Below are 25,094 nucleotides of genomic sequence, written 5' to 3'. Positions count from 1 at the left end.
CTATTCCTTTTTCGTAATAGTCCATCCTGTCCATCCGTATAGGGTAGTGAGTATAGGACATAGTATACAAAAAAATGCAAAGGGAGCATATTGTATAGTTGAAACTCCAAGGACATTGGTTAAGAAGGTACCACATACACCCCAAGGTACAAGGGGATTTACGACGGTGCCAGCATCTTCTAATACTCTAGATAGATTTTTGCTTTCTAAGCCTATTTTTTCAAATTGAGACTGATAGGTTTCTCCAGTAAGCAAAATTGATAGGTATTGTTCCCCTGTTAAGAAATTGATCATAATGCCGGTAACGGCAGTTGCCGTAATAATAGAACCTATACTGTTTAACTTGGATTCTATTTCTAAAAGAAGTTTGGGGATAATGCCAAGTACAAATAACAATCCACCCATGCTTAATGCCAATATAATAAGAGAAACAGTAAACATCATGCTCTCAATCCCACCACGTGTCAACAATGCATCCACTGCCTGATTACCAGTTTGTGAAACATATCCGCTATATAAAACCGAAAACAAAGCACTTACAGTTTGACCTTGCATATGCAAGAAGGATAAGGCAATTGCCGATATGGAGCTAATTGCCAGTGTAATGACTGCAGGGACTTTTTTTATTGACAAAAAAACAAGGATTACAAGGGGAATTAAGCTATACCAATGCACCATTCCCGTTTTTAAAAGTGCATTTTTAAACATATCGAGCTGGCCAATTCTGGTTTGGCTTGCTGTTGGAGATAGAAGAGCAAAGATAACCAGAGTTATACAAAAAGCTGGGAAAGTAGTCCATTTCATATTATTTATATGCTCAAACAAATCAACATCAGCAATAGAAGATGCCAAATTGGTTGTGTCGGATAAAGGTGACATCTTATCGCCAAAAAAGGCACCGGAAACTACAGCTCCCGCCGTAATGGGTAAAGAAAAACCAAGGGCGGAGCTGATACCTATAAAAGCAGCGCCAATTGTTGCAGCGGTAGTTAATGAGCTTCCAATGCATAGCCCTGTAATGGAAGTAATTACAAATATAACCGCATAGTAAAAATGTGGTATGACAAGGTTTAATCCTATTGTCATTAAAGTCGGAATGGTGCCACTTATAAGCCAGCTGCTGATTAGAATTCCAATAAAGAAAAATAGAAATATTGCGCCGATAGCTGTACTGGCCCCTTCGATCATGCCGTGTTCCAAATCACGAAATGATAATCCTTTTGCTAAACCATAAAAGATTAAAATGAGTATGGATATTACAACTGGTATATGGGGTGTGGAATCAAAACAAATAATTGATAGGCCAATTATTGTCAAGACACCGATTGTTAATAGGATAGCCTCCCACCATGAAGGCATAATTTTTGGTTTAATACGAAACATCAAATAAATCCTCCATAAAAATAGTCATAAGAAATACTATATCAATTATTTACGATACGTCAAGGGAAAAATAAAAACAATGAATCTTTTATATTATAAAAAGTTATGTTATTATTAAGGTCGAAAAGCTTATGCAGATGGAGGAATTTATATTATGAAGATATTTTTTATGTCAGATATACATGGCTCTCTTTATTATACAAAAAAGGCATTAGAGAAGTTTAAAGAAGAAGGAGCTGATTATATAGTTATATTGGGTGATGAATTATATCATGGGGCAAGGAATCCTTTGCCTTTAGAATATAACCCAAAGGAAGTTGCAAAATTGCTTAACAGTTTTGCAGATAAAATTATAGCCGTAAGGGGAAATTGTGATAGTGAGGTTGATGAAATGGTAATTGATTTTCCCATTATGGCAACATACTCTACAATCCTATATAATGGAAAACGTTTGTTCCTAACACATGGACACATATATAATGAGGTGAATATGCCAAAACTAAGTTCAGGAGATATATTCATATATGGGCATACCCATGTACTCAAAGCTGAAAAAGCAAATGATATATTTATAATCAATCCGGGATCCATTACACTTCCAAAGGAGAATAATCCAAATACATACGGTATTTTGGAAGATAACTTTTTCAAGATAAAGGATTTTGAAGATAATATAATTAAAAAGATATTTATAGAATAGTTAGTTTTGGATTTGACTATTGTACATTATTTATATATACTTTATTATTGAAAAAAATATATGAAAAATGAAAGCAGATGGGCGGCTTAACTACCCATTTGCTTTTTTTATTGTTATAAGTTAGGAGGTAAAAATGAAAAAATTTGTTAGAAATAAGGAATTCTTTTTAACAATTATTACATTGCTCATCCCCATCACTTTACAAAACCTAATAAGCTCTTCCCTTAATATGGTTGATAATTTGATGATCGGTAAACTTGGAGAAGATGCTATTGCAGCAGTTGGGTTGGTAAATCAATATTTTTTTATATTTATGCTATGTTTATCAGGTATAAATGCCGGTGCAGGCATATTTATGTCTCAATTTTGGGGCAAAAAAGATGTTTCAAACATACGAAAAATGTTAGGCTTGGATGCTATTATAAGTATTTTAACTGCATTAGTGTTTTCTTTTATTGCTTTTATGTTTCCTCAATCCATAATGAGAGTTTTTACAAAGGAAGCAGTGGTAATAGATTTAGGAACGGAGTACCTTAAAATTATTGCAATAACTTTTATATTTACTAGTATGACACAGGCTCTTTCTACTACTTTAAGATGTATAGGCATGGCAAGACCTCCTATGTTTGCGAGTTTAGTTGGAGTATTGATAAACGCCTTTTTAAATTGGGTATTTATATTTGGACATTTTGGATTTGATGCTATGGGGGTGGCAGGAGCAGCTATAGCAACAAGCATAGCGAGATTTATTGAGATGGTATATGTAGTAATTTATGCTTACAAAGCAGATGACATTATTGCTGGTAAATTAAAGGAGATTATGAGTTTTAATTCTGAATTTATCAAGATGTATTTTAAAACATCTTCTTCTGTAATAATAAATGAGTTAATATGGTCTTTAGGTATTACCACATATTCAATAATATATGCAAAGATTGGTATTAATGCGGTGGCAAGTATGCAGATAGCAACAACTATAAATAATATGTTTATGGTTTTATCTATAGGACTTGCTACAGCAGCTTCTATAATAATAGGAAATAAGATAGGTGCAAACGAAGAGGACACGGCGCTTGAGTATGCAACTAAACTTGGCATATTAGCTCCAGTGGTAGGAGCGGTAGCAGGAACAGCATTATGGATTGCATCGCCTTGGGTTTTAAAAAATTTTAGTATAAGCGATGAAACTTTAAATCTTACACTTATTGTATTACGAATTATGGCTGTATTTGCGCCACTTAGATTTTTTAATGTTCTTATGATCGTAGGTGTTTTTAGGGGAGGAGGAGATACTACCTATTCAATGCTAATCCAACTCGGCACTGTATGGTGTTTTGCTATTCCGGCTGGTTTTATAGCTGCTGTATATTTTAAATTGCCACTTGATAAGGTGTTTTTTATAATTTGCTTGGAAGAAGTGGTCAAAGTATTTTTCGAAGCTAAAAGGTTACAATCAAAGAAATGGATTAGAAATGTTGTGGAAGAAGTAGATTGCCTATATAATAGCTAGCCAAATTTGTTTATAAAAAATATTCAATAAAAATTTCCGTAAAAATGCTATTCGTATGTTATAATAAGTGTCATAATATATTTTGAGCAAAAGAGTAAAATTAAAAAAGGAGAATTATATAATGAGTGAAACAAAGGTATTTGCAGTAGTTAATGGAAAAGAGATAACCCAGCAGGATGTATTTGCATTCTTAAATGAATTGGATCCGCAAATTGCTATGCAATTTCAGTCACCTGAAGGAATAAAGAAGATAGTAGAAGAGTTGGTAAATCAAGAGTTACTATATATTGATGCTGTTGAAAAGGGATTTGATAAGGAAGAAACATTCAAGACAGAGATGAAGAAGATTGAGGCAAATGTTTTAAAACATTATGCAGTAAACAAACTTCTATCAGATATATCTGCAACTGAAGGTGAAGTGATAAACTACTATAACGAGCATAAGGAATATTTTAAAAGTCCGGAAGCGGTACGAGCTAGCCATATACTAGTCAAAGAAGAAGAAGAGGCTAAAAAGATACTTAATGAAATGGATGAGGGCCTGTCATTTGAAGAAGCAGCTAGTAAATATTCTATCTGTCCTTCAAAAGCAAAAGGCGGTGATCTAGGAGAATTTACCAGAGGCAAGATGGTTCCAGAATTTGAGGAAGCTGCTTTCAATATGAATGAAGGGGAAATTAGTGATCCAGTAAAAACACAGTTTGGCTATCATATAATACGGGTAGACTCTAAAAAGGCGGAAGGCATAAGCAAATTTGATGAAGTAAAATCCCAGGTTACAGAGCAGGTTGTTGCATTAAAACAGCAGGAAAGGTATTTGGATACTACTGCAAAGTTAAAAAATAAATACGATGTAAAAATAAATTTATAGTATAATAGTTTGTTAATGAAAATGGTAATATTCTAATTTAAAAGGATATTACCATTTTTATTATGGGCTCTGCTTAGATCTGTTTTTTATTATTTATAGTAACAATATCCTTTATTCTCTCCGGATAATCTGTTATGATCCCATCAATATTATATAGTAATACATTGCGAATATCTTCTTCTTCGTTGACAGTCCATACCCATACTTCCCTATTGAGCCTATTGGCTTTTTTTACAAAAGCATCTGATAACATGGTTTGTTCTATAGTATAAAAATCTAAATCCAAGGTGGAGAGATCCCCTGCAGAGAGTATTATTATTTGCCCTATTTTTATATCCTTGTTTAATTTTCTTACTGTTTGTAATGCCTTATAATCTAGAGATTGTATATAGCAATTTTTTATCATATCATGTTTTTCAACTAGGTCTACAACTTTTTTTGCAAGCTCATTTCCGGTATTATTATAAGATTTAAGTTCTATAATGAGATTTATTTTATCCTTTGTAGCGACTAAAATTTCTTCCAGGGTAGGTATTTTTTCTCCCGCATATCTATTTGAAAATCGACATCCGATATCTATGGAGGCTAGATCCTTATAGGTTAGATCGGTTATATTGTCAGATATGCCGGCTATTTTTTTTAAGGTTTTGTCATGATGCAATACTACTACGCCATCCTTTGTCTGTTGAACATCTATTTCTACAAAATTTGCCCCTTTTTCCAGGGCATTCATTATTGCAGGCAAAGAATTTTCAGGTGCATCTGTGATGCTGCCCCTATGTCCTGCAATGTTAATATCTCTCCCTAGATACATAACTTCATCTGTTATAAAATTATTTACCATACCAAACCCGATTACTGCTAATATTATTATTGAGATCACAATACCCTTTTTCCCTTTCAAAAAGGTAGCTATACTGGATTCGAATCTGTTTAGTTGTCCGTTTTGAACTATAGACAATGAATCATATATTTTTTCTCCACGATTTTCTTTTAATTCATAATAGATTCTCGTGAGAAATATTATATTCATAGGTGTTATGACTAAAGTAGATATAAATGTGGCAGCACTTATTACCATAATTATAAAAGATCCCGTAAATATATGTTTGAATTTGGCATCGAATAATGTACCAGTAAAGCCAATGGTTAATAATACACAGATTATCAAAAGTAATGTTGCTAAGAAAGAAGCTATATTAAAGATGATTAGCTCAAATAATATTTTACTTTTATTGTTTTTAGTAAGGTATAGGCTGGATTTTATAGCTTCTTTTGTGTTTTTACCTTCGATAATTATAAAGTGTATGGTGAATATCCATCTCAAGAATACGTATATTACTGCACATACTCCCGCCATATACAATATGGAGAGTATGTTAGATTCAAATATGGCATCCATAACAAATTTCGGTATGGCGATATTTTCTATCAATCTAGCTGTCACAGGTGCTTCAATAAAGGGGATGATAAGTATGACCAAGAGAATCAATTTTATCATGCCAAAGTTAAAAATCCTTGGAATCTTAGCTATGCATGTTAAGAATGCGTCTGCAATAGAGACATTTTTTTTGAAAAAATTTTTTTGGGATATAACGATTAAAGAGCCATATTCAATAAAGATAAATATGGTAGATATTATTAGGATGACTATAAGTCCTACAAATCCTTTATAATTAAGACCTATTTTAAATATCTGCTTGTTAAGCAGGGAACGGGAACCTATAGTCCTCATGGCAAAATGAAAAATATAGGAAATCAAAGGTATAAATAGTACACTAGTTAGTGCCTTATATATGCCCTCAAATATTATATATTTTCTTAGATTGACAGTAAAATCTTTAAAGCTACTTTTAATTAATTGGAACATTCTGACATCCCCCGATATAATATCTATAAATATAAATTGTATAATAAAATCTTTATGAAATCCATAGAAAGTTTTATACTAATTTATATCCATATTATAAATTGAAGTTTAAACAAATAAACCATTACAGGGAATGCTAAAAATAGGGGTAAGTAAAATAAAGACGTATTGACGATGTAAAACGCCATATAATATAATCAACCTATAATTGGTCAATTTTAATAGAAAGAAGGGATATATTGAACGCACTTATATCATCAGTAGAAGAGAGGATAGAGGAAACAAGCAACGTTTTGAAGGATAATGAAAAGCTCTATAATATGTTTAAAGAGTGCTTTTTGAACACGCTAAAGACAACTATACAGCCATTAGACGATGGAACTACATATGTACTTACTGGAGATATACCTGCAATGTGGCTCAGGGATTCTACTGCCCAAGTTCACCATTATATTGCTTTGTCAGATGAAATCGATGGATTAAAAATGGTAATAGAGGGTCTTATAAAAAGACAGGTAATGTATATATTGATCGATCCCTATTCAAATTCCTTTAATAAAGAGCCCAATGGGAACAGATATGCTGAGGATATTACCGATGGTGAGCAGTCGCCATGGGTATGGGAGAGAAAATATGAGATAGACTCCCTTTGTTATCCGATACAACTAGCCTACAAATATTGGAAACGCACGGGAAGTACAGTTGTCTTCGATGACAAGTTTAAAGATGCAATGAAGCTCATTATAGCCCTTTGGAAGACAGAGCAAAATCATATGGAAAAATCTCCATATCGATTTCAAAGGTTTGACTGTCCTGAGACCGATACATTAAAAAATGGAGGGTTGGGCACACCGGTTGGATATACCGGCATGACATGGTCGGGTTTCCGCCCAAGTGACGATGCCTGTGCCTATGGTTATCTTATACCTAGCAATATGTTTGCAGTAGTAGTGCTTGGATATATGGAGGAGATAGCATCTGTTATTTATAAGGATTGGGATATAAAGGAGCAGGCAGGGGCGCTGAAGGCAGAAATGGATGCTGGTATCAAAAAATATGGTATCTATGAGCATCCTGAATTTGGACCTATATATGCATATGAGACGGACGGACTAGGGGGATATAATTTAATGGATGATGCTAATGTCCCGAGCCTTTTATCCAGTCCATATTTAGGATACTTAAGGGCAGATGATCCCATATATAAGAACACCAGAAAGTTCTTATTGAGCAAGCATAATCCGTACTATTATGAAGGAAAGATGGCAAAGGGTATAGGCAGCCCCCATACTCCTAAAGGCTATATATGGCATATCAGTCTAACTATGCAGGCATTGACATCTACAGATGAAGATGAGATAAGAAGTCTTGTGGAGATTCTCCAAAATACCGACGGAGGTACGGGGTATATGCATGAAGGATTTGATCCTGATGATTCCAAAAAGTTTACTCGCCCATGGTTTGGCTGGGCTAATTCGCTCTTTGGTGAATTAATCTTTAACTTGGCCCAAACGGGCTTTAAGTTTTAATTGATTTTATATTATAATTAGCATTAACCATAGCGGGTATATCAATGTATCAGTTTTTTGATAAAAATAGAAAGGCTTTCTCGCTATGGTTTTATATTTTTTGGTGTTATATTCAATTATGTACCTAGCTACCTTGAACGAATATAGTATAATAGTTATAACAAAAAATTTTTAGTAGGGGATGAAGATATGGTTATTAGAGAGCGTATCGCAAAATTACGTCAATTGATGAAGGAACATGGTATAGATGCATATATAATCCCTAGTAGTGATCCTCATCAAAGTGAATATGTAGGAGAACATTTTAGGTGTAGACAATGGATATCCGGTTTTACTGGTTCTGCCGGTACTGTAGTGGTTACATTGGATAAAGCAGGATTATGGACAGATGGCAGGTATTTTATTCAGGCCGAAAGGCAGCTTAAAGGTTCAGGAATAGAACTTTTTAGGATGGGAGAGCTTGGAGTACCATCCTATAGTGAATGGATAAAGGATGAGCTTAAGGGAGAAGCATGCCTAGGATTTGATGGCAAGGTATTTTCAATTTCCCAGGTACGCAAAATGAAAAATATAATAGGTAATAAGATTTCCTTTGAGGACAGATATGACCTTATAAATGAATTATGGGAGGATAGACCGGGACTTCCATCTGACCCAATATTTATTCATGATATAGAGTTTGCGGGGAAGGATCGTGGCAGAAAGATCCGCGAGGTACAGCAAGGGATGAAAAAGTATGGTGCGAGCCATTATCTTTTGACATCTCTAGATGATATTGCATGGCTGTTTAATATTCGAGGGAATGACATTCCGAGCAATCCAGTGGTACTTTCCTATGCTGTTATATCTGAAGAAAAGGCCTATCTCTTTATCGACAAAAACAAGGTAGGGGCAGATGCTTCAAATGAATTTGAATCAAGTGGTATAGAGATAATGGACTATGATGATATAGATAAATTTTTAAAGGGACTTAAAAAAGGAGATAAGATATTAATAGATCCTGATAAAACAAGTATATGGCTGTATAATGCAATTGATAGAGATATAGAAAAAAGAGAAAAATTAAACATCACCACCATGATGAAGGCTATAAAGAATGATATAGAGATAAAAAATCTAAAAAAATGCTATATAAAGGATTGTGTAGCGCTGGTAAAATTTATTTACTGGTTAAAGAAGAACGTGGGGCATGAACATATAACAGAGATATCTGCAACAGAGAAGCTTGAAGACTTTAGGCGGGAGCAGGAATATTTTATGCAGCCTAGTTTTGATACCATAGCAGCATATAAGGACCATGCAGCCATGATGCATTATAAGGCAACTAGTGATTCAGACTGTGAACTTGAACGGGAGGGCTTTCTGCTAGTGGATTCAGGTGGGCAATACCTAGATGGTACCACTGATATAACTAGAACTATTGTACTTGGGGATGTGTCTGATGAGGCAAAAAGGGATTTTACATTGGTACTAAAGGGACATATCGCTCTAAGCACTATTAAATTTCTTTATGGCATTACCGGCTCAAATCTGGATGTATTAGCTAGAAGACCCATATGGGAATACGGCATGGATTATAAATGTGGAACCGGTCATGGAGTGGGTTTTTGCTTAAATGTGCATGAAGGTCCTCAAAGAATCAGCCCTGCTCCAAATAACATAAGGCTTGAGAAAGGTATGATTCTTACAAATGAACCTGGTATATATAAAGAGGGTAAATATGGCATAAGAACTGAGAATGATCTATTGGTGGTAGAGGATGAAGTGACTGAGTTTGGTAAATTTATGAGGTTTGAAACTATCTCATATTGCCCCATAGATATTGAGGGTATAGATGCATCTATGCTTACAGAGGATGAAAAAACATGGCTAAATGATTATCATAGAAAAGTGTATGAGTTATTGTCTCCATATTTGGATGAAGAGGAACGGAAGTGGTTGGAAGATCAAACCAGAGAGATATGAGTAGAAATGGGAGAGGGGAGTAGCTTATGCAGCTTTTGAAAGAAAAGATAATGACTGAAGGCAAGGTTATAGGTGGTGACATACTAAAAGTGGATGGCTTTTTAAATCATCAGATGGATATACATCTTTTTAACGAAATGGGCAAGGAGTTTAAAAGGAGATTTCAATATAAGGAGATAAACAAGATATTGACCATAGAATCCTCCGGAATTGGCATTGCATGCATAACTGCTCAATATTTTGATGTACCGGTGGTATTTGCAAAAAAACACCCAGGAGCTAATATGAGTAAGGATGTATACCAATCACAGGTATATTCCTTTACCAAGAAACAATATTACTCAATAAAGGTATCCAGAGAGTTTGTAAATAGTCATGATAAGATACTTATAATCGATGATTTTCTTGCAAATGGTAATGCGGTAAAAGGGCTTGTAGATATATGCAACCAGGCGGGAGCAAAAGTACAGGGAGTGGGCATTGCTATAGAAAAGGGATTTCAAAAGGGCGGGAGCGTTATAGAGGATCTTGGATTAAGGTTGGAGTCCCTGGCGGTAATCGAGGGCTTTGCAGATGGCAAGGTTATACTAAGATAAAGATATGAGGCTTCTATATAAGAAGCCTCATATCTTTATATCCAAGCTAGGGAGTATCTTGAGCATATCATTTAGGAAGGCGTTAAGGCCACCATATTGATCCTTTAGTGGCAGGAACATTATGCTATTTGTATTAAATTTGTATCTGTTAAATATTTGGATTATGGAATCTTTATTTTTATCCATTATATCAGCTATCTGTGGCTGGCTGAAAAACTTTACATTTATTGTTTTGTCTATACCCTGTATGCTGGTTTCTATGCGCCCTATTTTAGGAATATCTGACCATAGGAAAACGCTATAATATTTGTTTTTTTGATTATTGTCTTTCCTGTTCTTTATAGTCCACATCTCTCCAAATATAATCTTTTCATCATATACTATGAATAATGGAACAAACAGAAAAGGGAAGGTATCTTTTGTTTGTCTTTCAAGTGCTCCCGCCATATCCCCATGTATTCTCCTATAAAGCATCATCTTTGTAGTATGTTTTTTTATTTTTTGGGCGTTATCCTCAAAGTTTTTTATTATCGTTTGGTCCATTTTATTATTCGTTAAAAGCCTATACCAAATATCTAATACCCTTTGCCTTTCAGCTAAAGGGAACAGCTTTACATAATTACTAAAGATATTTATAAACATTTGCCAAACTTCTTGATTATTTGTTTTATTACCTGCATTTTCATACGCCGTTTCATATATTTTAAATAGCATTTCCGGCTGTTTTAAAATCTTTTCAATACGATGTTCTAGATTAGATTGATCAAGATTTTTTATAATATCCTCTGTATTTTTACCAAATACAAAATAGAGTTTATCTAGCAATACTATATTTTCAGATGTCAGTGGGATATTAAAATCTGAGGCTAGATCTACTAGATTTTGCAGATGCTCCTTTATATTGATATATGAGTTGGTTTTGGGATTAGCTAAATCATTGGTCTTTATCCTATCATATAGGTCTATATATTCTCCATATTCGTCCTTTACATGATACATAATGTAGTCCACATTGTTAAATGTATCTATAATATCTCCTTCTGAGAGATTTTGTATATATCCTTCCGCCTCATCTAATGGCACTGCAAAGGCCTTTATCTGTTCTAGTATGTGTTGTTTATCATCTTCCTGAAGGAACGTTAAAAGCTTACGTAAATCTCCACTTATAAACAGGCCCAATCTCTTAATATACATAAGATTTTCTTCTGTAGGTTCCAAACCGAGGATAGATATAATATCTGGCAGGGTTTGGATATTAGTAATGTCTATTTGAAGATCCGTTTTATCCAAAGGTGTATTTTCTTTATCTTTTAATATGTTATCTGCTATATTATTTACGATTCTAGCCATATTCCCTTCGATTTTTTGATTTATTGGTGGAATATTCATATTTACCTCCGCATATATGGTATCTTAACTAAATCATATAATAACAAGGATTTAGTTTCAATATACAGTTACACTTGAGTTTCCACAAAAGCAAAAGGCAAATCGCTTAGATATTACAAATATATACAAGGGCTTTGATTAGGCGCTTAAGGGTATAGATAAAATGTAATAATTTATAGAAAAGGTGATGAATATGAAATTGGAACTTACAACTCCCGCCCTATTGTTTACTGCAATATCCCTTTTAATTTCAGCCTACACCAGTAGATTCTTAACCCTTGCCCAACTTTTGCGGCAGTTAGATGGTGCATATAGGGAAAAACCAGATAAGAGGATATTGGATCAAATGAAGAATTTAAGCAGGCGTATAAGGCTTATTAGATGGATGCAGGTGATGGGGGTATTGAGTTTTATATTATGTGTCCTATCCATGTTTTTACTTTTTATGGACAATCATATAGGTGGCCAAATAAGCTTTGGTATCAGCCTTTTATCGCTCATGTTATCATTGATAATACTCATATATGAAGTCCAAATATCGGTAGATGCTATAGCGTATCAACTGCAAGATTATGAAGATCATGATCTTAAGCTTTAAAATCAAATATTGGTGTTAACTTACTAGATTATATATTATATCAGCGAGGGTGAGGTCATTCGGTGTCCATTTCCTATGTGTATAATTGCATATCTTATATGGTCTATTAAAGCTGTTTATAAATTTAAAAAATTCATCATCTAGCCATGGAGGTGTCCAGGTACCTGATCGTGCAATATGTATTAGGGATATTTCAGGCATATTGAATAACTTATCCATTGAATCGTACTGTACGTTAAATTCAGAATTTATTTCTGAAAATTGATCTTTGGACTCGTGGGAGAGAGGGCTCAGGATGATATGGGCCTTCTTTATCAATCTATCTTTTAAAAGTTTTCCCAACCAATTGGCACAATTTACTCCAAAATCAAGGGCAGCAAGACCACCATATCCTAGATCTGTATGGGCATCAAACGAATATACATCTGTGCACTTAAAGCGTTGTGTAATATAATACGATAGTTTATGGGAATCGGAGATATACATCTTTGCATTATCTTTTATATGGAAGATATTATTTAGCAAGTCATAAAAACTATTTATTAGACCTTTATCCAATTTAAAATTTTCTTCTAGATTTTTGCCACATCTTTTAGCTTCAAAATACCGCTTATACCACATCATTACTATGTTTTTGTTATTTTCAATAAGTGAATATATCCAACTATCATCTGTTTTAATAAAATAATCCCAGTCAATACTCAACAGTGTATTCATATATATCACTCCAATTTTACCTGGATAGGGATTTATTACCTTTTATTATATCACTATAATTTATAATGTCAAAAATGATTTTGTATAAATAACAAGGGATATTATGGTATAATACATTGAAAGAGGGCTATTCATATAGGAGAGGGTGATCTATGTGAAAATATACAGAATAATGGTTTATATAGTCATTGTAATGTTGTGTCTGGGCCTAATGTCGTTTCTTTATATGAAAGGTATTGGTAATAATAAAATTGAAGATATGGAGGGTAAACCAAGGATAATAATGCTTGCCCATATATATCAAAATCCCTATTGGCAAATTATAAAACAGGGGGCTGAAGAAGCTGCAAAGTATCGTGGTTGTATTATTGAATATAATGGACCTCAAGCAGCAAGTGTGGAGGAGAGTCTAAAGCTTTTTGACATGGCTATAAATGCAAAAGTAGATGGCATATTGACCTATGTGCAGGATGAATCTTTATATGCTCCATATATAAATAAGGCCAGTTCTGTAGGAATTCCCGTAATTACAGTGGATACAGATGCTTCTAAAAGTGAACGTATTGCATATGTTGGCACGGATAATATTTACGCGGGAGAAGCAGCAGCTAAGATTTTATGCGACCATATAGATGGCGCATTGAATATAGGTATTGTCATGGGTGGACCGACGACAAATCAAATAGAGCGGGTAGACGGTTTTAAAAAATACATCTCTAGTTATAAGGATGCCAAAATTGTAGACACACAATCTTCTGATTCATATATGGTAGAGGCTAGGCTTATGACCGAAAAGATGATAACTAATCATCCAGATATAAATAGTATATACTGTACAAGTGCGTTGGATGGAGCCGGGGCAGCCAAAGCCATACAAAAGCTTAACAGAACTGATATAGTAATTGTTTGCTTTGATGACCTGCCGGAAACTCTGGACTATATAGACAAGGGGATAATATATGCAACGATCGTACAAAAACCTTATGAAATGGGATATAAAAGTGTTAATTTGATGATGGATCATATAGAAAACAAATCCAAAGTATCAGGCCAGTATATAACAGATGTTGAAGTAATAACAAGGGACAATTTAGATGATTATATTGAACAAAGAGGCGAGAGATGAGATGAAAAATCGCAGTTTCAGGTCGATACTCCTTGCATTTATGATTAGCATTATAATACTGATGGCTTTTGTAAATATCTATTCTATTTTTGCGACTTATTCAATTGAAGAGCAATACAGATCCATGATAAACAATATGTTTACTATAAATCAGGTGAGTAGAGATATAAATCTTTCAGTATTTTATTTTGATAAATATTTTTCAACTAGGGTAGAAACCAACTGGAAAAACTACAATGCAAGTTTGAATGATGCAATAGATAAATTGGTTGCATTGGAAGGCAATTTGGATAAGGATAGTGCAATAATCCTTAGAGATTTAAAAAATGTCATTGGCTCATATCAAGAAAATGCGGATCAGGCATATAAAAAGCTCATATTATCGGAAAAATATGATGAGTTCTATCCAAACTTTACAGAAGCTAAAAAAGTGGCAGGCTATGTTGATGAATATGTCCAAAGATTAAACAACAGCTATCTAAATTATAATGGTGTTATATATCAAAAGCTTAAACAGCTCACCAGAATGGGCAGGATCATTATGGTGTGTTTATTGGTAATTATTACGTTTATGTGTATAATGTTTACTATATTTTTCTCAAAGGATATAACCAATCCACTCAATGAATTGGTTGTGGCATCTCAAAAGGTATCCCAAGGTAATTTTGATATAGGTGGTTTTAAAAAATCAAACATAAATGAAATTAACATCCTATTTAATGATTTTAATATAATGGTGAAGGATATAAAGGGATTTATAGAGGAGATAAAGGAAAAGGCAGATATAGAAAAAAGGCTTAAGGATGAAGAGATGAAAAATCTATTATTTAAAAACATGTTAAGGGATACTCAACTTAAAATGCTACAATCTCAGATAAATCCACATTTTTTATTTAATACTCTAAATACTGTAACTCAAATGGCCATAATAGAAAATGCCCCTCAAACTGAAAAGCTTATAAACTCCATATCCGTTCTTTTGAGATATAGCCTAAATACAGTGGATGAAAGATCTACCATAGGCAGGGAGGTAGATATAATAAAGGAATATATCTATATCCAAGAAAACAGGTTTAAGGATAGAATGAACTTTGTACTTGATCTAGATGAAAGTCTTTTTAATGTGGAAATTCCAGGTATGACTTTGCAACCTTTAGTCGAGAATGCATTTATACATGGTATTGAGCCCAAGGAAGATGGTGGTATGATTTCTATAAGCATATTTAAAGAGGATAATTTTTGCAATATACGGATATTGGATGATGGAATGGGAATGTCTAAGGAAAAAGTAGATAGATTATTGAGAGATGTTGATGATACCAGTTATATAGGCCATACCACGGGCATTGGTATAAAAAACGTTAGAAATAGACTAGATATTATGTATAGGGGTAGGAGTATTTTTATAATCAAAAGCAAACCTAATATTGGGACGAGTATAAATATAAAAATTCCATTGGAGGGATTGAGAGATAATGATAAAACTGCTTATTGCTGATGATGAACAAATAGAACGTAGAGCAGTGAAGATGGTTTTAGAAAACAATTTTGCGGAGATGTTTGATTTCTTAGAAGCTAAAAACGGGAGACAGGCTATAGAAATATCCGATACACAAAAACCAGAGATAATTATAATGGACATAAAAATGCCGGGGATAAATGGTATAGAGGCTATAAAAGAGATAAAGAAGTTGTTGCCGGAGAGCTATTTTATAATACTTACTGCCTATGATTATTTTGTCTATGCCAAGGAAGCTATGGAGTGCGGCATAAAGGATTATTTGCTAAAGCCTTTAAATCGGGAGGATTTGATAGCAAAGGTTAGAGAGGCTTTAGACTATTTAAAATGTTTAAGAAATAAGCGTAAAGAGCAGTTAGAGACGAAGGAACGGTTTAATATTCTTAAACCCATAGTGCAAAACGAGTTATGCTATATTATCATGAACGGTAGCTTTGAAGGTATAGATTATGAGAGCTACCTTAAATTCTTAGGTATAAAATTTGAGTTTGGCTATGCCATGATAATTGGTATAAAAGACAAATATGGATATGCGGATACGGATGAAATAGGCAGAATCGAACTAAAAAGAGATATAAAAGATTTTATATATGATTATCTTTCCATGTGCGGGAGATGTATATCGACTTCATTATATACCAGAGATATTTTAATATTTGCAGAGGTTGATTATAGGGATAATTTCTACAAGACTAAACTAGAGTGTATTGAACTGGCAAGAACCATTGCTTCTAAGGTGAAAGAACGGTTTAATGTATCAATAGTAGTAGGTATCGGTAGAGTACATAAAGGCGTAGAAAGATTGACAATTTCATATAACGAAGCAATGGTTGCAATAAACTATGAGGATGTTGATATGAGGGTTAGACATTATGATGATGTCTTTAATGGTCAGCCTGCAGGAGGATATTATCCTTTTGACTATGAAAAAAGGCTTTTAAATAGTATATACAGGGAAGACTATGTTGAGAGCTGTGAGATTTTTAGCTCAGCAATGGATAGGGCATATGATGAAAATGGGGATGAGATAAAGACGAAGAATATAGCAATTCAGATGATTTTAAATATTATAATATCCATAAATGAATCAGCGGAAAACGTAGTAGACATAAGAATTATAAATGATTATGTAAATGATGAGGAGAGCGCTATATTATCTGCAATAAAGAAATGGGGCCAAAATGTTATACACAGTATTATAGATGCATTATCTGCAAGGCATATGGATAGTCAGAGGGAAATAATCAAAAGATCGACTGATTATATAGAGAAACATTATATGGAGGATGTAACTTTGGACAAAGTTGCAAACTATGTGTGTATAAGTCCCTATTATTTTAGTAAAATATTCAAAAAGGTAGCAGGGGAAAGTTATATAGATTATCTTACTAGAATTAGGATAGAAAATGCAAAGGAGATGCTTAAGACCAATATGGGGAATATAAAGGAGATATGCTATAATGTCGGGTATAATGACCCTAATTATTTTAGTAGGGTATTTAAAAAGGTAGTAGGTTTGAGTCCTACTGATTTTAAGGAAAAGTTTAGTTGTTGACGGTATAACAAAAATATAAGGGTGATATGGCAATAAAATGCTATATCACCCTTATATTTTATATGTATATGGCATTATAATCCATCAGAATGCCAACTAAATGTATAGTATAAAATATCTTTTTTTATTATCCTGTATTTAGATCCTAAAATTTTTAAGGAGGGGTAGAAAAAATGAAAAAATTCATTTGTATTTTTCTTTCGGTTACTCTCTTAGCTGTTTTATTTACAGGCTGCGGCGAATCAAGCGGGAGTAAAAGTACGGGGGGTAAGAATGGCGAAATAAAGGTTGGCGTTGCCTTGTACAAATTTGATGATACATTTATTTCAACAGTGAGAGAGGCAATAGAAAAGGAAGCCAAAAAGATAGAAGATGAAGAAGGGGTTAAAATATCTATAAATGCAGTTGATGGTCAGGGACAACAGGCTACACAAAATGATCAGATCGATACCTTTATAACACAAAAATATGATGTTATATGTGTAAACATGGTAGATCGTACAGCGGCCTCAGTGGTAATAGATAAGGCTAAAAAAGCAAATATACCGGTTGTATTCTTTAATAGGGAACCTGTCGAAGAAGATATGAAGAAGTGGGATAAGATATATTATGTTGGTGCAAAGGCTGAAGAATCCGGTACTATGCAGGGGAATATAATAGCTGATTACTGGAAGGATAATGCCGATGCTGATAAAAATAAAGATGGAGTCTTACAGTATGTTATGTTGGAAGGTGAACCAGGACACCAAGATGCCATATTGAGGACTGAATATTCCATAAAGGCCCTTGAAGATGCAGGGATAAAAACCGAAAAATTAGCTAGTGATACAGGAAACTGGCAAAGGGCTCAAGGTCAGGAGAAAATGGCTGCATGGTTGTCGGCTTATGGTGATAAGATTGAAGTGGTGTTTGCCAATAATGATGATATGGCACTCGGTGCAATTGAAGCATTAAAGGCAGCAGGATATTTTCAGGATGATAAATTTATCCCTGTAGTAGGGGTAGATGCTACTGCTCCCGCCCTGGATTCTTTGGCGGAATTTAAAATGTTTGGTACTGTGCTAAATGATGCTGAAGGTCAGGGGCAGGCTATAATAAGGATAGCGTACTATCTGGCTAAGGGCGAAGATCCTTCAAAGTCTGTAGATGATATTACAGATGGACAGTACAAATGGGTACCATATCAACCTGTTACCAAGGAAAATATGAACAAATTCAAAAAATAATGATATTTAAAATATATCTGGGGAGTGTTATGCACTCCCCGAATAATTCCTTGAGCACATAAAAGGGGGGAAATAGATGGAGCAGGGATATATTTTGGAGATGAACCATATATTCAAGACGTTTCCAGGCGTAAAGGCGTTGGATGATGTAATGTTAAAGGTAAGGCCCGGAACAGTTCATGCCTTGGTTGGAGAAAATGGAGCGGGAAAATCCACCCTTATGAAATGTTTATTTGGCATATATACTCCAGATTCGGGAGAAATAATACTAGATGGCAAGGAAATTCATCTTAGAAATGCCAAAGACGGGTTAGACAATGGGATTTCAATGATACATCAGGAATTACAGCCCATACCTTACAGGGATGTAATGGAAAATATATGGGTAGGAAGGTTTCCAATCAAAAATATTATGGGATTTTCGGTTGTTGATCATAAGAAGATGTATACGGACACAAAATCATTGTTGGAAAAACTGCATATGGATATAGAACCAGATACGCTTGTATCAAAATTATCAGTGTCACAAGTTCAGGGACTAGAAATAGCAAAGGCTGTTTCATATAGCTCTAAAATAATAATAATGGATGAGCCTACTTCATCCCTTACGGGAAATGAGGTAGAAAATCTCTTTAGAATAATCCGGGAACTTAGGGAACAAGGGGTAGCTATCATATATATATCCCACAAAATTGAGGAGATATTGGAAATTGCAGATGATGTAACCATAATGCGAGATGGCAAATACATAGGGACATGGGCGGCAAAAGATCTGACAATTGATGAAATAATCTCTAAGATGGTAGGGCGGGAGCTCACACATAGATTTCCGTATAGGGAGAATAAACTTGGCGAAGTAATACTGAAAGTGGATAAATTGACCTCCATGAATCCAAAGTCATTTAAGAATGTTACCTTTGAGTTGAGGCAGGGTGAGATATTGGGGATAGGTGGTTTAGTAGGAGCACAGAGGACAGAGCTTGTAGAATCCATATTTGGACTTAGACGTATAGCTGAAGGACACATATATATAAGGGGTAATGAGGTAAGGATAAAGCATCCAAAGGATGCAAAAAAATATGGTATGGCTTTACTTACAGAAGAGAGAAGATCTACAGGTATATTTCCAATGCTTTCGGTAGCAGATAATACCATTATAGCTGGTATAGATAGATATATTAAATTTAATTTTATGCTGGATGAGGATAAGGGGATTGGCGATGTAAAGAAAACAATTGATAAATTAAATATAAAAACCCCTTCAATAAAAACACAAATACAGTATTTATCAGGTGGAAACCAGCAAAAAGTAATATTTTCCCGTTGGCTATTACTTGAACCTAATATATTAATTCTCGATGAACCTACTAGAGGTATTGATGTTGGTGCTAAATACGAGATATATAAAATAATTGCGGATCTTGCAAAACAGGGCAAAAGCATAATAATGATATCTTCCGAGATGCCTGAGCTCTTAGGTATGTCAGATAGGATAATGGTCATGTGTGAAGGTAGAGTAAGCGGCATTATAAAAGGTAATGAAGCTGATCAGGAAACTATAATGAAATATGCTACTAAATTTGCAAATTATTAGGACGAGGGGGTAATTGTATGGCAGATAATACAAAAAAAGTAAAAGACATATTGAGCCGATATGCTATATATATAGTACTTTTAGTGTTGTTTTTAGCAATTGGTATGATTAATAGAAATTTTTTCTCCATTGATAATATAGTAAATGTATTGATAATAGCTGCCGTAAGGCTTGTAATAGCACTTGGTGTGAGTGGTGCTCTTATAACCCGTGGAACGGATCTGTCAGCTGGACGTACAGTAGGCCTTACTGCCTGTATAGCGGCGAGTTTACTACAACGTCCCGATTACGCATATAAGCTGCTTCCGGATATACCGCAACTTCCAGTCATAGTACCTATATTATTGGCTATACTCGTAGGCGTTATTATAGGCATTACAAATGGATTGGTAATTGCATATCTAAAAGTTCCTCCTTTTATTGCTACTTTAGGCATGATGGTTATAGTATATGGTGTTTCATGCATATATACAAATGCCCAGCCTATTGGAGGACTGAGGGATGATTTTACAAATATTGCATCAGGCTCGATTGGGTTCATGCCAAATCTTATTTTGATAGCGATTATAGTTATATTTGTTATATGGTTTATCTACAACAAAACACGCTTTGGCAAATATATATATGCTATAGGTGGAAACCCGAATGCTGCTGAAGTATCGGGGGTTAATGTGGAGAATATATTAGTTAAAGTATATGCCTTGGCAGGCGGGTTGTATGGCCTAGCTGGTGCATTACTAGCAGCTAGGACTGGTGGCGCTACAAACAATTATGGACTGATGTATGAATTGGATGCCATAGCAGCTTGCACAATAGGGGGCGTATCTACATCAGGAGGTGTTGGCAGAGTTTCAGGGGTTATAACAGGTGTACTTATTTTTGAAGTGCTCAATAATGGTTTGGTTGTTTTAGGGGTACAAACATATTGGCAACAGGTTATAAAAGGTATAATTATAATAATGGCAGTAGCTTTAGATATTAGGAAATATTTAGCTAAGAGATAACCGAAATTAAAATGTTTAGTGATTTTTCAAATAATTCTACACTTTAATCGACATAATAATATCGAGCCTTCTTTTGAATCGGTAACTTTTGTTACCGATTTACTTTATGGATAAATGATAATATGGATTCATAGGAAATAAAAGCATGGAAGGAGAATTTTTATGGCACAACAATTACTTAAAAACATTGATTTTTCAAAGGTATTGGATATGGAGAGATTAGTTGAATATCAGCAGGGGACAGTAATTAGTAAGACTCTTGCCCAAGGTGCTCCACTTAGTATTACATTGTTTGCATTTGATAAGGGAGAGGAGATAAGTTCCCATTCATCAGATGGGGATGCGCTAGTATATATAATGGATGGTAAAGCGGAGATTACATTGGGAGATCAGAAGCATGTATTAGAAAAAGGGCAGGCTATAGTTATGCCAGCAGGGATACCCCATGCATTGATGGCCAATGAGCAGTTTAAGATGATGCTGATCGTAGTTTTTAGTTTGCAATAGGAGGCAATAAGGTGAGTGAAATAATAAATAACAGTGAATATAGGCAAAAGGTATTGAAACAACTTATAATGGAGCTCCATGATGGTAAAAGTATAGAGGAAGTCAAGGCGAAATTTGAAAAACTAATAGAAGGTGTATCTGTATCAGAAATATCTCAGATGGAGCAAAGCCTTATTATGGAGGGGATGCCAGTTGAAGAGGTGCAAAGGCTATGTGATGTACACGCAGCTGTTTTCAAAGGTTCCATTGAGGAGATACATAGGCCAGTGTCTCCAGACAAGGTTCCGGGACATCCTTTAAATACATTTACCATGGAAAACGAAGCTATAGCTGATTTTATAGAACATACAATTATGCCACACCTGAATAATTTAAAAAATCAGTCAGATAGAGAAGCATGTGAGGTATTAATTGCTGATTTTAAAAGATTATCTGAGATAGATAAACATTATAATAGAAAAGAAAACTTATTATTCCCTCAACTCGAAAAACATGGTATAGAAGGTCCACCTAAGGTTATGTGGGGGGGTGGATGATGAGATAAGGCAGGGGATAGATGATGTTATAAGTATGCTAGAAGATTATGACAATGATGCACATAAGGTTGTTGAAAAAATCGAGGAAATATTGCATAAGGTTGATGAGATGATATTTAAGGAGAAAAATATATTATTTCCAATGGCTCTAGAGGGTCTTTCAGAGGATGAATGGATATCTATATATGATGATACTCCTGAAATAGGATATACGTTTATAGATCCACCTGCAGATTGGATGCCGGAGAGAATAGATACAGAAGAAAAAATGGCATCGGATGAATCTGTGTCTGAAGGATATGTGAAATTTGATACTGGGGTACTATCCTTTGGTGAAGTAGAGGCTGTATTAAATACGCTACCATTAGATATAACGTTTATAGATAAAGACGATGTAGTAAGGTATTTTTCACAAGGGAAGGACAGAATATTTCAAAGGCCTAAGTCGGTAATAGGTAGGACGGTACAAAACTGTCATCCACCTGCTAGTGTAGATGTGGTAAATAAAATAGTTGAGGATTTTAAGACAGGTGCGAGGGATCATGAGGATTTTTGGATACAAAAGGGCGATGTATATGCATATATAAGATATTTTGCAGTGCGGGATATGGATGGAAAATATTTGGGAACTCTGGAGGTAACCCAAGACATAAAACCCATACAACAAATAACCGGAGAAAAAAGATTAAGGGACTAACAATCATCTGTTGGTCCCTTTCTATCTATTTAAACTGTTATATATCATGGTTTGGATTTTTAGACACCACTTCTACTGCCTGGGTTATAGCCTTAAGGGTATCAGCTTTAAATTGTGCTTCCAATTCGTTTAGTTTTGCATATATATTGCCTTTTTGCGTTACTACATACATGGGTTTCAAATGGTTTAACGCCATAGCTTTTATATCTTCCATACATTGATCGCACGTGCATATATTAGGATACTTTTCCAATACCGTGGGCAAGAGATGGTCCACTACTAGTTCCATATAATTTTTTATCATATTTACCTCCTGCTTTATTTGTTCTAATAGATTATATATCATTTGTAGCACTATAGGCAACTATCTATGCTTGACTAAAATATAAATATCTTTTAAGATTAATATTAAAGTTATATAGTTCCTATTCGCTCATTGTTGTGGAAGGGGAAGGTTTTATGAAAATTGTTATCTTTGGTGCCACTGGACTTTTGGGGAAAGAACTGTTAAGAAGACTTGAAGAAGATGAGGTAATACCATTATCTAGTAGGGATGTAAATGTAGAGGATAGTAAGAAGGTGCTAGATGCTATAAAGCAGATAGAGCCAGATGCTGTTATAAACTGTGCTGCCATAGCTAATCCAGATATATGCGAAAAGCAGCCTAAATTAGCCTATGGAGTAAATACTATTGGTGCTAGAAATATTGCTGTAGCCTGTCAATATACAGGCTGTAAAGATGTTTATATATCTACGGATCATGTTTTTGGTGGATATAATCGGTGTGATAATTATTATACTGAGTTCGATATTACTTCACCTCTCAATGTATATGGTAAATCAAAGGTTATGGGAGAGAGATTTACAAGAGAATTGAGTGATAAATATTTTATAGTAAGAACATCTATTTTGTTTGGTATACATCGGGACACCCTTGTTACTAGGAGTATAAAACAGGCAAAGCGGGGTGAGACCATAATAGTGCCGAAGGATCAGATAGTATCCCCAACCTATATAAAAGATTTGTCTTTTATGATTAGAAATCTGTTGGAAGGAGAGGAGTATGGAGTTTATCATCTGACCAACAGGGGAGAATGTAGTAGATATGAATTGGTAAAGGAAGCCCTCTATATAGCAGGATATAAAGATGCCAATATAGTGCCGGTAGCGTCGGATTTTTCAGGGAAGGCAAAGAGGCCCCTTAATGTGGTGCTTAGAAATTATATGCTTGAGATCATGGATAAACCATTACCTAGGGATTGGCATGAGGCACTAAAAGAATTTATCGAGGAGGAATGTATATGCTGATGGAAGAGTTTTCCAAGTTCTGGGAAATATATGAGAGCTCTTTTCCGGAGGATGAAAGACGTGATCAATTGACACAAAAGAAAATACTGAGTAATAAAAGCTACAAGTTAATACCTTATTATAAAGATGGTCATATGATAGGCTTTGCTGCCTTATGGGAGCTTGGCGATTTCATATTTTTAGAACATCTAGCAATAAAAGAAGAGTTTAGGGGGAATGGCTACGGGACTAAGATATTAGAGGACATAAAGCATAAGCACCCTAACAAGGTGGTATTGGAAGTGGAGCCACCTAAGGATGATATATCCATAAAACGTATTAAATTTTACAAAAAGGCAGGATTTCATCTAAATAATAACCACTATATGCAACCACCATTGGGTAAGGGGAAAAAATCCGTGCCACTTAAAATTATGTCCTATCCGACACCTATTTCCTCAGACAAATTTGATCATATAGTTAATAATATACACACAAATATAGAGCATGCATAACAATAAAATTTAGAATAATTAAAAATTTTTAAAAAAAGTGAAACCTTTTTGGCCTATTGTGTATCTAATATTATGGAAGAAAAATAAATTGTTATTTAGTAATACCAGTTAGTTTTTTTAAAAGATGGTGAAATGGACTCCAAAATCTCCTCCCTCCATCTTTTTTTTTATCCTTTTTACGTGGAATCTAGCGTTCACAATAGCTCACACTTATGTTAGAATTAAACTGAACATAATGAAAAATGTATAATACATGATTTCTTACTCTTAAAAGTAGCCTCTCGAAAAAGAATTGGAAATAGTTAAGGCTAACCTAAAACTGGAATATATCGAGATGCTACGGCTGATTTTGTAAAAGAAATAAAATTGAACGTTGAGAAACGCATATTGTAGTGATTGG

21 protein-coding genes and 1 pseudogene are annotated in these 25,094 nt (G+C 34.4%); 17 read left to right on the top strand and 5 right to left on the bottom strand.

The annotated features are described in order from the left end of the window. Entirely contained in the window at positions 1–1,383 is a 1,383-nt protein-coding gene (gene nhaC, locus EJN67_RS09260) for a Na+/H+ antiporter NhaC (RefSeq protein WP_129724047.1), read from the bottom strand. A 154-nt stretch (positions 1,384–1,537) separates the two neighbouring features. On the opposite strand from nhaC, the gene yfcE reads away from it, so the two are divergent. The 3 genes from yfcE (at position 1,538) to EJN67_RS09245 (ending at position 4,464) form a co-directional block, all read left to right on the top strand. Next, positions 1,538–2,083: a phosphodiesterase gene (gene yfcE / locus EJN67_RS09255; protein ID WP_129724046.1), complete on the top strand. Its 546-nt coding sequence runs from the start codon at positions 1,538–1,540 to the stop codon at positions 2,081–2,083. 133 nt (positions 2,084–2,216) lie between these two features. Next, a complete protein-coding gene (locus EJN67_RS09250; protein ID WP_129724045.1) occupies positions 2,217–3,593 on the top strand; it encodes an MATE family efflux transporter in 1,377 nt (458 codons plus the stop codon). 121 nt (positions 3,594–3,714) lie between these two features. After that, positions 3,715–4,464: a peptidylprolyl isomerase gene (locus EJN67_RS09245; protein WP_129724044.1), complete on the top strand. Its 750-nt coding sequence runs from the start codon at positions 3,715–3,717 to the stop codon at positions 4,462–4,464. A gap of 73 nt (positions 4,465–4,537) precedes the next feature. Here EJN67_RS09245 and EJN67_RS09240 read toward each other — a convergent pair whose 3' ends face one another. Further along, positions 4,538–6,334: a glycerophosphodiester phosphodiesterase gene (locus EJN67_RS09240; protein WP_129724043.1), complete on the bottom strand. Its 1,797-nt coding sequence runs from the start codon at positions 6,332–6,334 to the stop codon at positions 4,538–4,540. Positions 6,335–6,573: 239 nt separating this feature from the next. On the opposite strand from EJN67_RS09240, the gene EJN67_RS09235 reads away from it, so the two are divergent. The 3 genes from EJN67_RS09235 (at position 6,574) to EJN67_RS09225 (ending at position 10,424) form a co-directional block, all read left to right on the top strand. After that, positions 6,574–7,863, top strand: a complete 1,290-nt coding sequence (locus tag EJN67_RS09235) for a glycoside hydrolase family 125 protein (protein WP_243641274.1) — start codon at positions 6,574–6,576, stop codon at positions 7,861–7,863. Between the two features lie 189 nt (positions 7,864–8,052). After that, entirely contained in the window at positions 8,053–9,828 is a 1,776-nt protein-coding gene (locus tag EJN67_RS09230) for an aminopeptidase P family protein (protein ID WP_129724042.1), read from the top strand. Positions 9,829–9,854: 26 nt separating this feature from the next. Next, on the top strand, positions 9,855–10,424 hold the full coding sequence (locus tag EJN67_RS09225) for a xanthine phosphoribosyltransferase (RefSeq protein WP_129724041.1): 570 nt from the start codon (positions 9,855–9,857) through the stop codon (positions 10,422–10,424). A gap of 27 nt (positions 10,425–10,451) precedes the next feature. Here the strand turns inward: EJN67_RS09225 and EJN67_RS09220 are convergent, their stop codons facing one another. Then, on the bottom strand, positions 10,452–11,813 hold the full coding sequence (locus EJN67_RS09220) for a hypothetical protein (protein ID WP_129724040.1): 1,362 nt from the start codon (positions 11,811–11,813) through the stop codon (positions 10,452–10,454). Between the two features lie 193 nt (positions 11,814–12,006). On the opposite strand from EJN67_RS09220, the gene EJN67_RS09215 reads away from it, so the two are divergent. Next, positions 12,007–12,411, top strand: coding sequence for a DUF2721 domain-containing protein (locus tag EJN67_RS09215; protein WP_243641273.1), 405 nt, complete (start codon positions 12,007–12,009; stop codon positions 12,409–12,411). 15 nt (positions 12,412–12,426) lie between these two features. On the opposite strand, the gene EJN67_RS09210 is transcribed toward EJN67_RS09215, so the two are convergent. Continuing rightward, positions 12,427–13,128 (bottom strand): arginase, encoded by a 702-nt coding sequence (locus EJN67_RS09210; RefSeq protein WP_129724039.1) that lies wholly within the window; start codon positions 13,126–13,128, stop codon positions 12,427–12,429. A 154-nt stretch (positions 13,129–13,282) separates the two neighbouring features. On the opposite strand from EJN67_RS09210, the gene EJN67_RS09205 reads away from it, so the two are divergent. The 8 genes and pseudogenes from EJN67_RS09205 to EJN67_RS09170 all read left to right on the top strand — a co-directional run bounded on the left by EJN67_RS09205 (position 13,283) and on the right by EJN67_RS09170 (position 22,892). Then, on the top strand, positions 13,283–14,254 hold the full coding sequence (locus tag EJN67_RS09205; protein WP_129724038.1) for a sugar-binding protein: 972 nt from the start codon (positions 13,283–13,285) through the stop codon (positions 14,252–14,254). After that, a complete protein-coding gene (locus EJN67_RS09200; protein WP_129724037.1) occupies positions 14,223–15,752 on the top strand; it encodes a sensor histidine kinase in 1,530 nt (509 codons plus the stop codon). Before EJN67_RS09205 ends, EJN67_RS09200 begins: the two co-directional genes overlap by 32 nt. Next, on the top strand, positions 15,730–17,328 hold the full coding sequence (locus EJN67_RS09195) for a response regulator (protein ID WP_129724036.1): 1,599 nt from the start codon (positions 15,730–15,732) through the stop codon (positions 17,326–17,328). Before EJN67_RS09200 ends, EJN67_RS09195 begins: the two co-directional genes overlap by 23 nt. 173 nt (positions 17,329–17,501) lie before the next feature. Beyond that, positions 17,502–18,554: a galactose ABC transporter substrate-binding protein gene (locus EJN67_RS09190; RefSeq protein WP_129724035.1), complete on the top strand. Its 1,053-nt coding sequence runs from the start codon at positions 17,502–17,504 to the stop codon at positions 18,552–18,554. Positions 18,555–18,630: 76 nt separating this feature from the next. Continuing rightward, positions 18,631–20,148: a sugar ABC transporter ATP-binding protein gene (locus tag EJN67_RS09185; protein WP_129724034.1), complete on the top strand. Its 1,518-nt coding sequence runs from the start codon at positions 18,631–18,633 to the stop codon at positions 20,146–20,148. A gap of 17 nt (positions 20,149–20,165) precedes the next feature. Further along, positions 20,166–21,152, top strand: coding sequence for a galactose/methyl galactoside ABC transporter permease MglC (mglC, locus tag EJN67_RS09180; RefSeq protein ID WP_129724033.1), 987 nt, complete (start codon positions 20,166–20,168; stop codon positions 21,150–21,152). Positions 21,153–21,314: 162 nt separating this feature from the next. Further along, entirely contained in the window at positions 21,315–21,659 is a 345-nt protein-coding gene (locus EJN67_RS09175; protein WP_129724032.1) for a cupin domain-containing protein, read from the top strand. Positions 21,660–21,670: 11 nt separating this feature from the next. After that, positions 21,671–22,892: pseudogene (locus tag EJN67_RS09170) on the top strand (DUF438 domain-containing protein). A 37-nt stretch (positions 22,893–22,929) separates the two neighbouring features. Here the strand turns inward: EJN67_RS09170 and EJN67_RS09165 are convergent. Beyond that, on the bottom strand, positions 22,930–23,196 hold the full coding sequence (locus EJN67_RS09165) for a late competence development ComFB family protein (RefSeq protein ID WP_129724031.1): 267 nt from the start codon (positions 23,194–23,196) through the stop codon (positions 22,930–22,932). Positions 23,197–23,351: 155 nt separating this feature from the next. Here EJN67_RS09165 and rfbD point away from each other — a divergent pair, with 155 nt between their 5' ends. Beyond that, entirely contained in the window at positions 23,352–24,200 is an 849-nt protein-coding gene (gene rfbD, locus EJN67_RS09160; RefSeq protein ID WP_129724030.1) for a dTDP-4-dehydrorhamnose reductase, read from the top strand. Continuing rightward, positions 24,194–24,694 (top strand): GNAT family N-acetyltransferase, encoded by a 501-nt coding sequence (locus tag EJN67_RS09155; protein ID WP_165000823.1) that lies wholly within the window; start codon positions 24,194–24,196, stop codon positions 24,692–24,694. The genes rfbD and EJN67_RS09155 overlap by 7 nt, the downstream gene beginning before the upstream one ends. The last annotated feature ends 400 nt before the right edge of the window (positions 24,695–25,094 follow it).

It is taken from the genome of Xylanivirga thermophila, assembly GCF_004138105.1.
Taxonomy (GTDB): domain Bacteria; phylum Bacillota; class Clostridia; order Caldicoprobacterales; family Xylanivirgaceae; genus Xylanivirga; species Xylanivirga thermophila.
The sequence above is the reverse complement of the archived record's forward strand: the minus strand, read 5'-3'. Positions and strand labels throughout refer to the sequence as shown.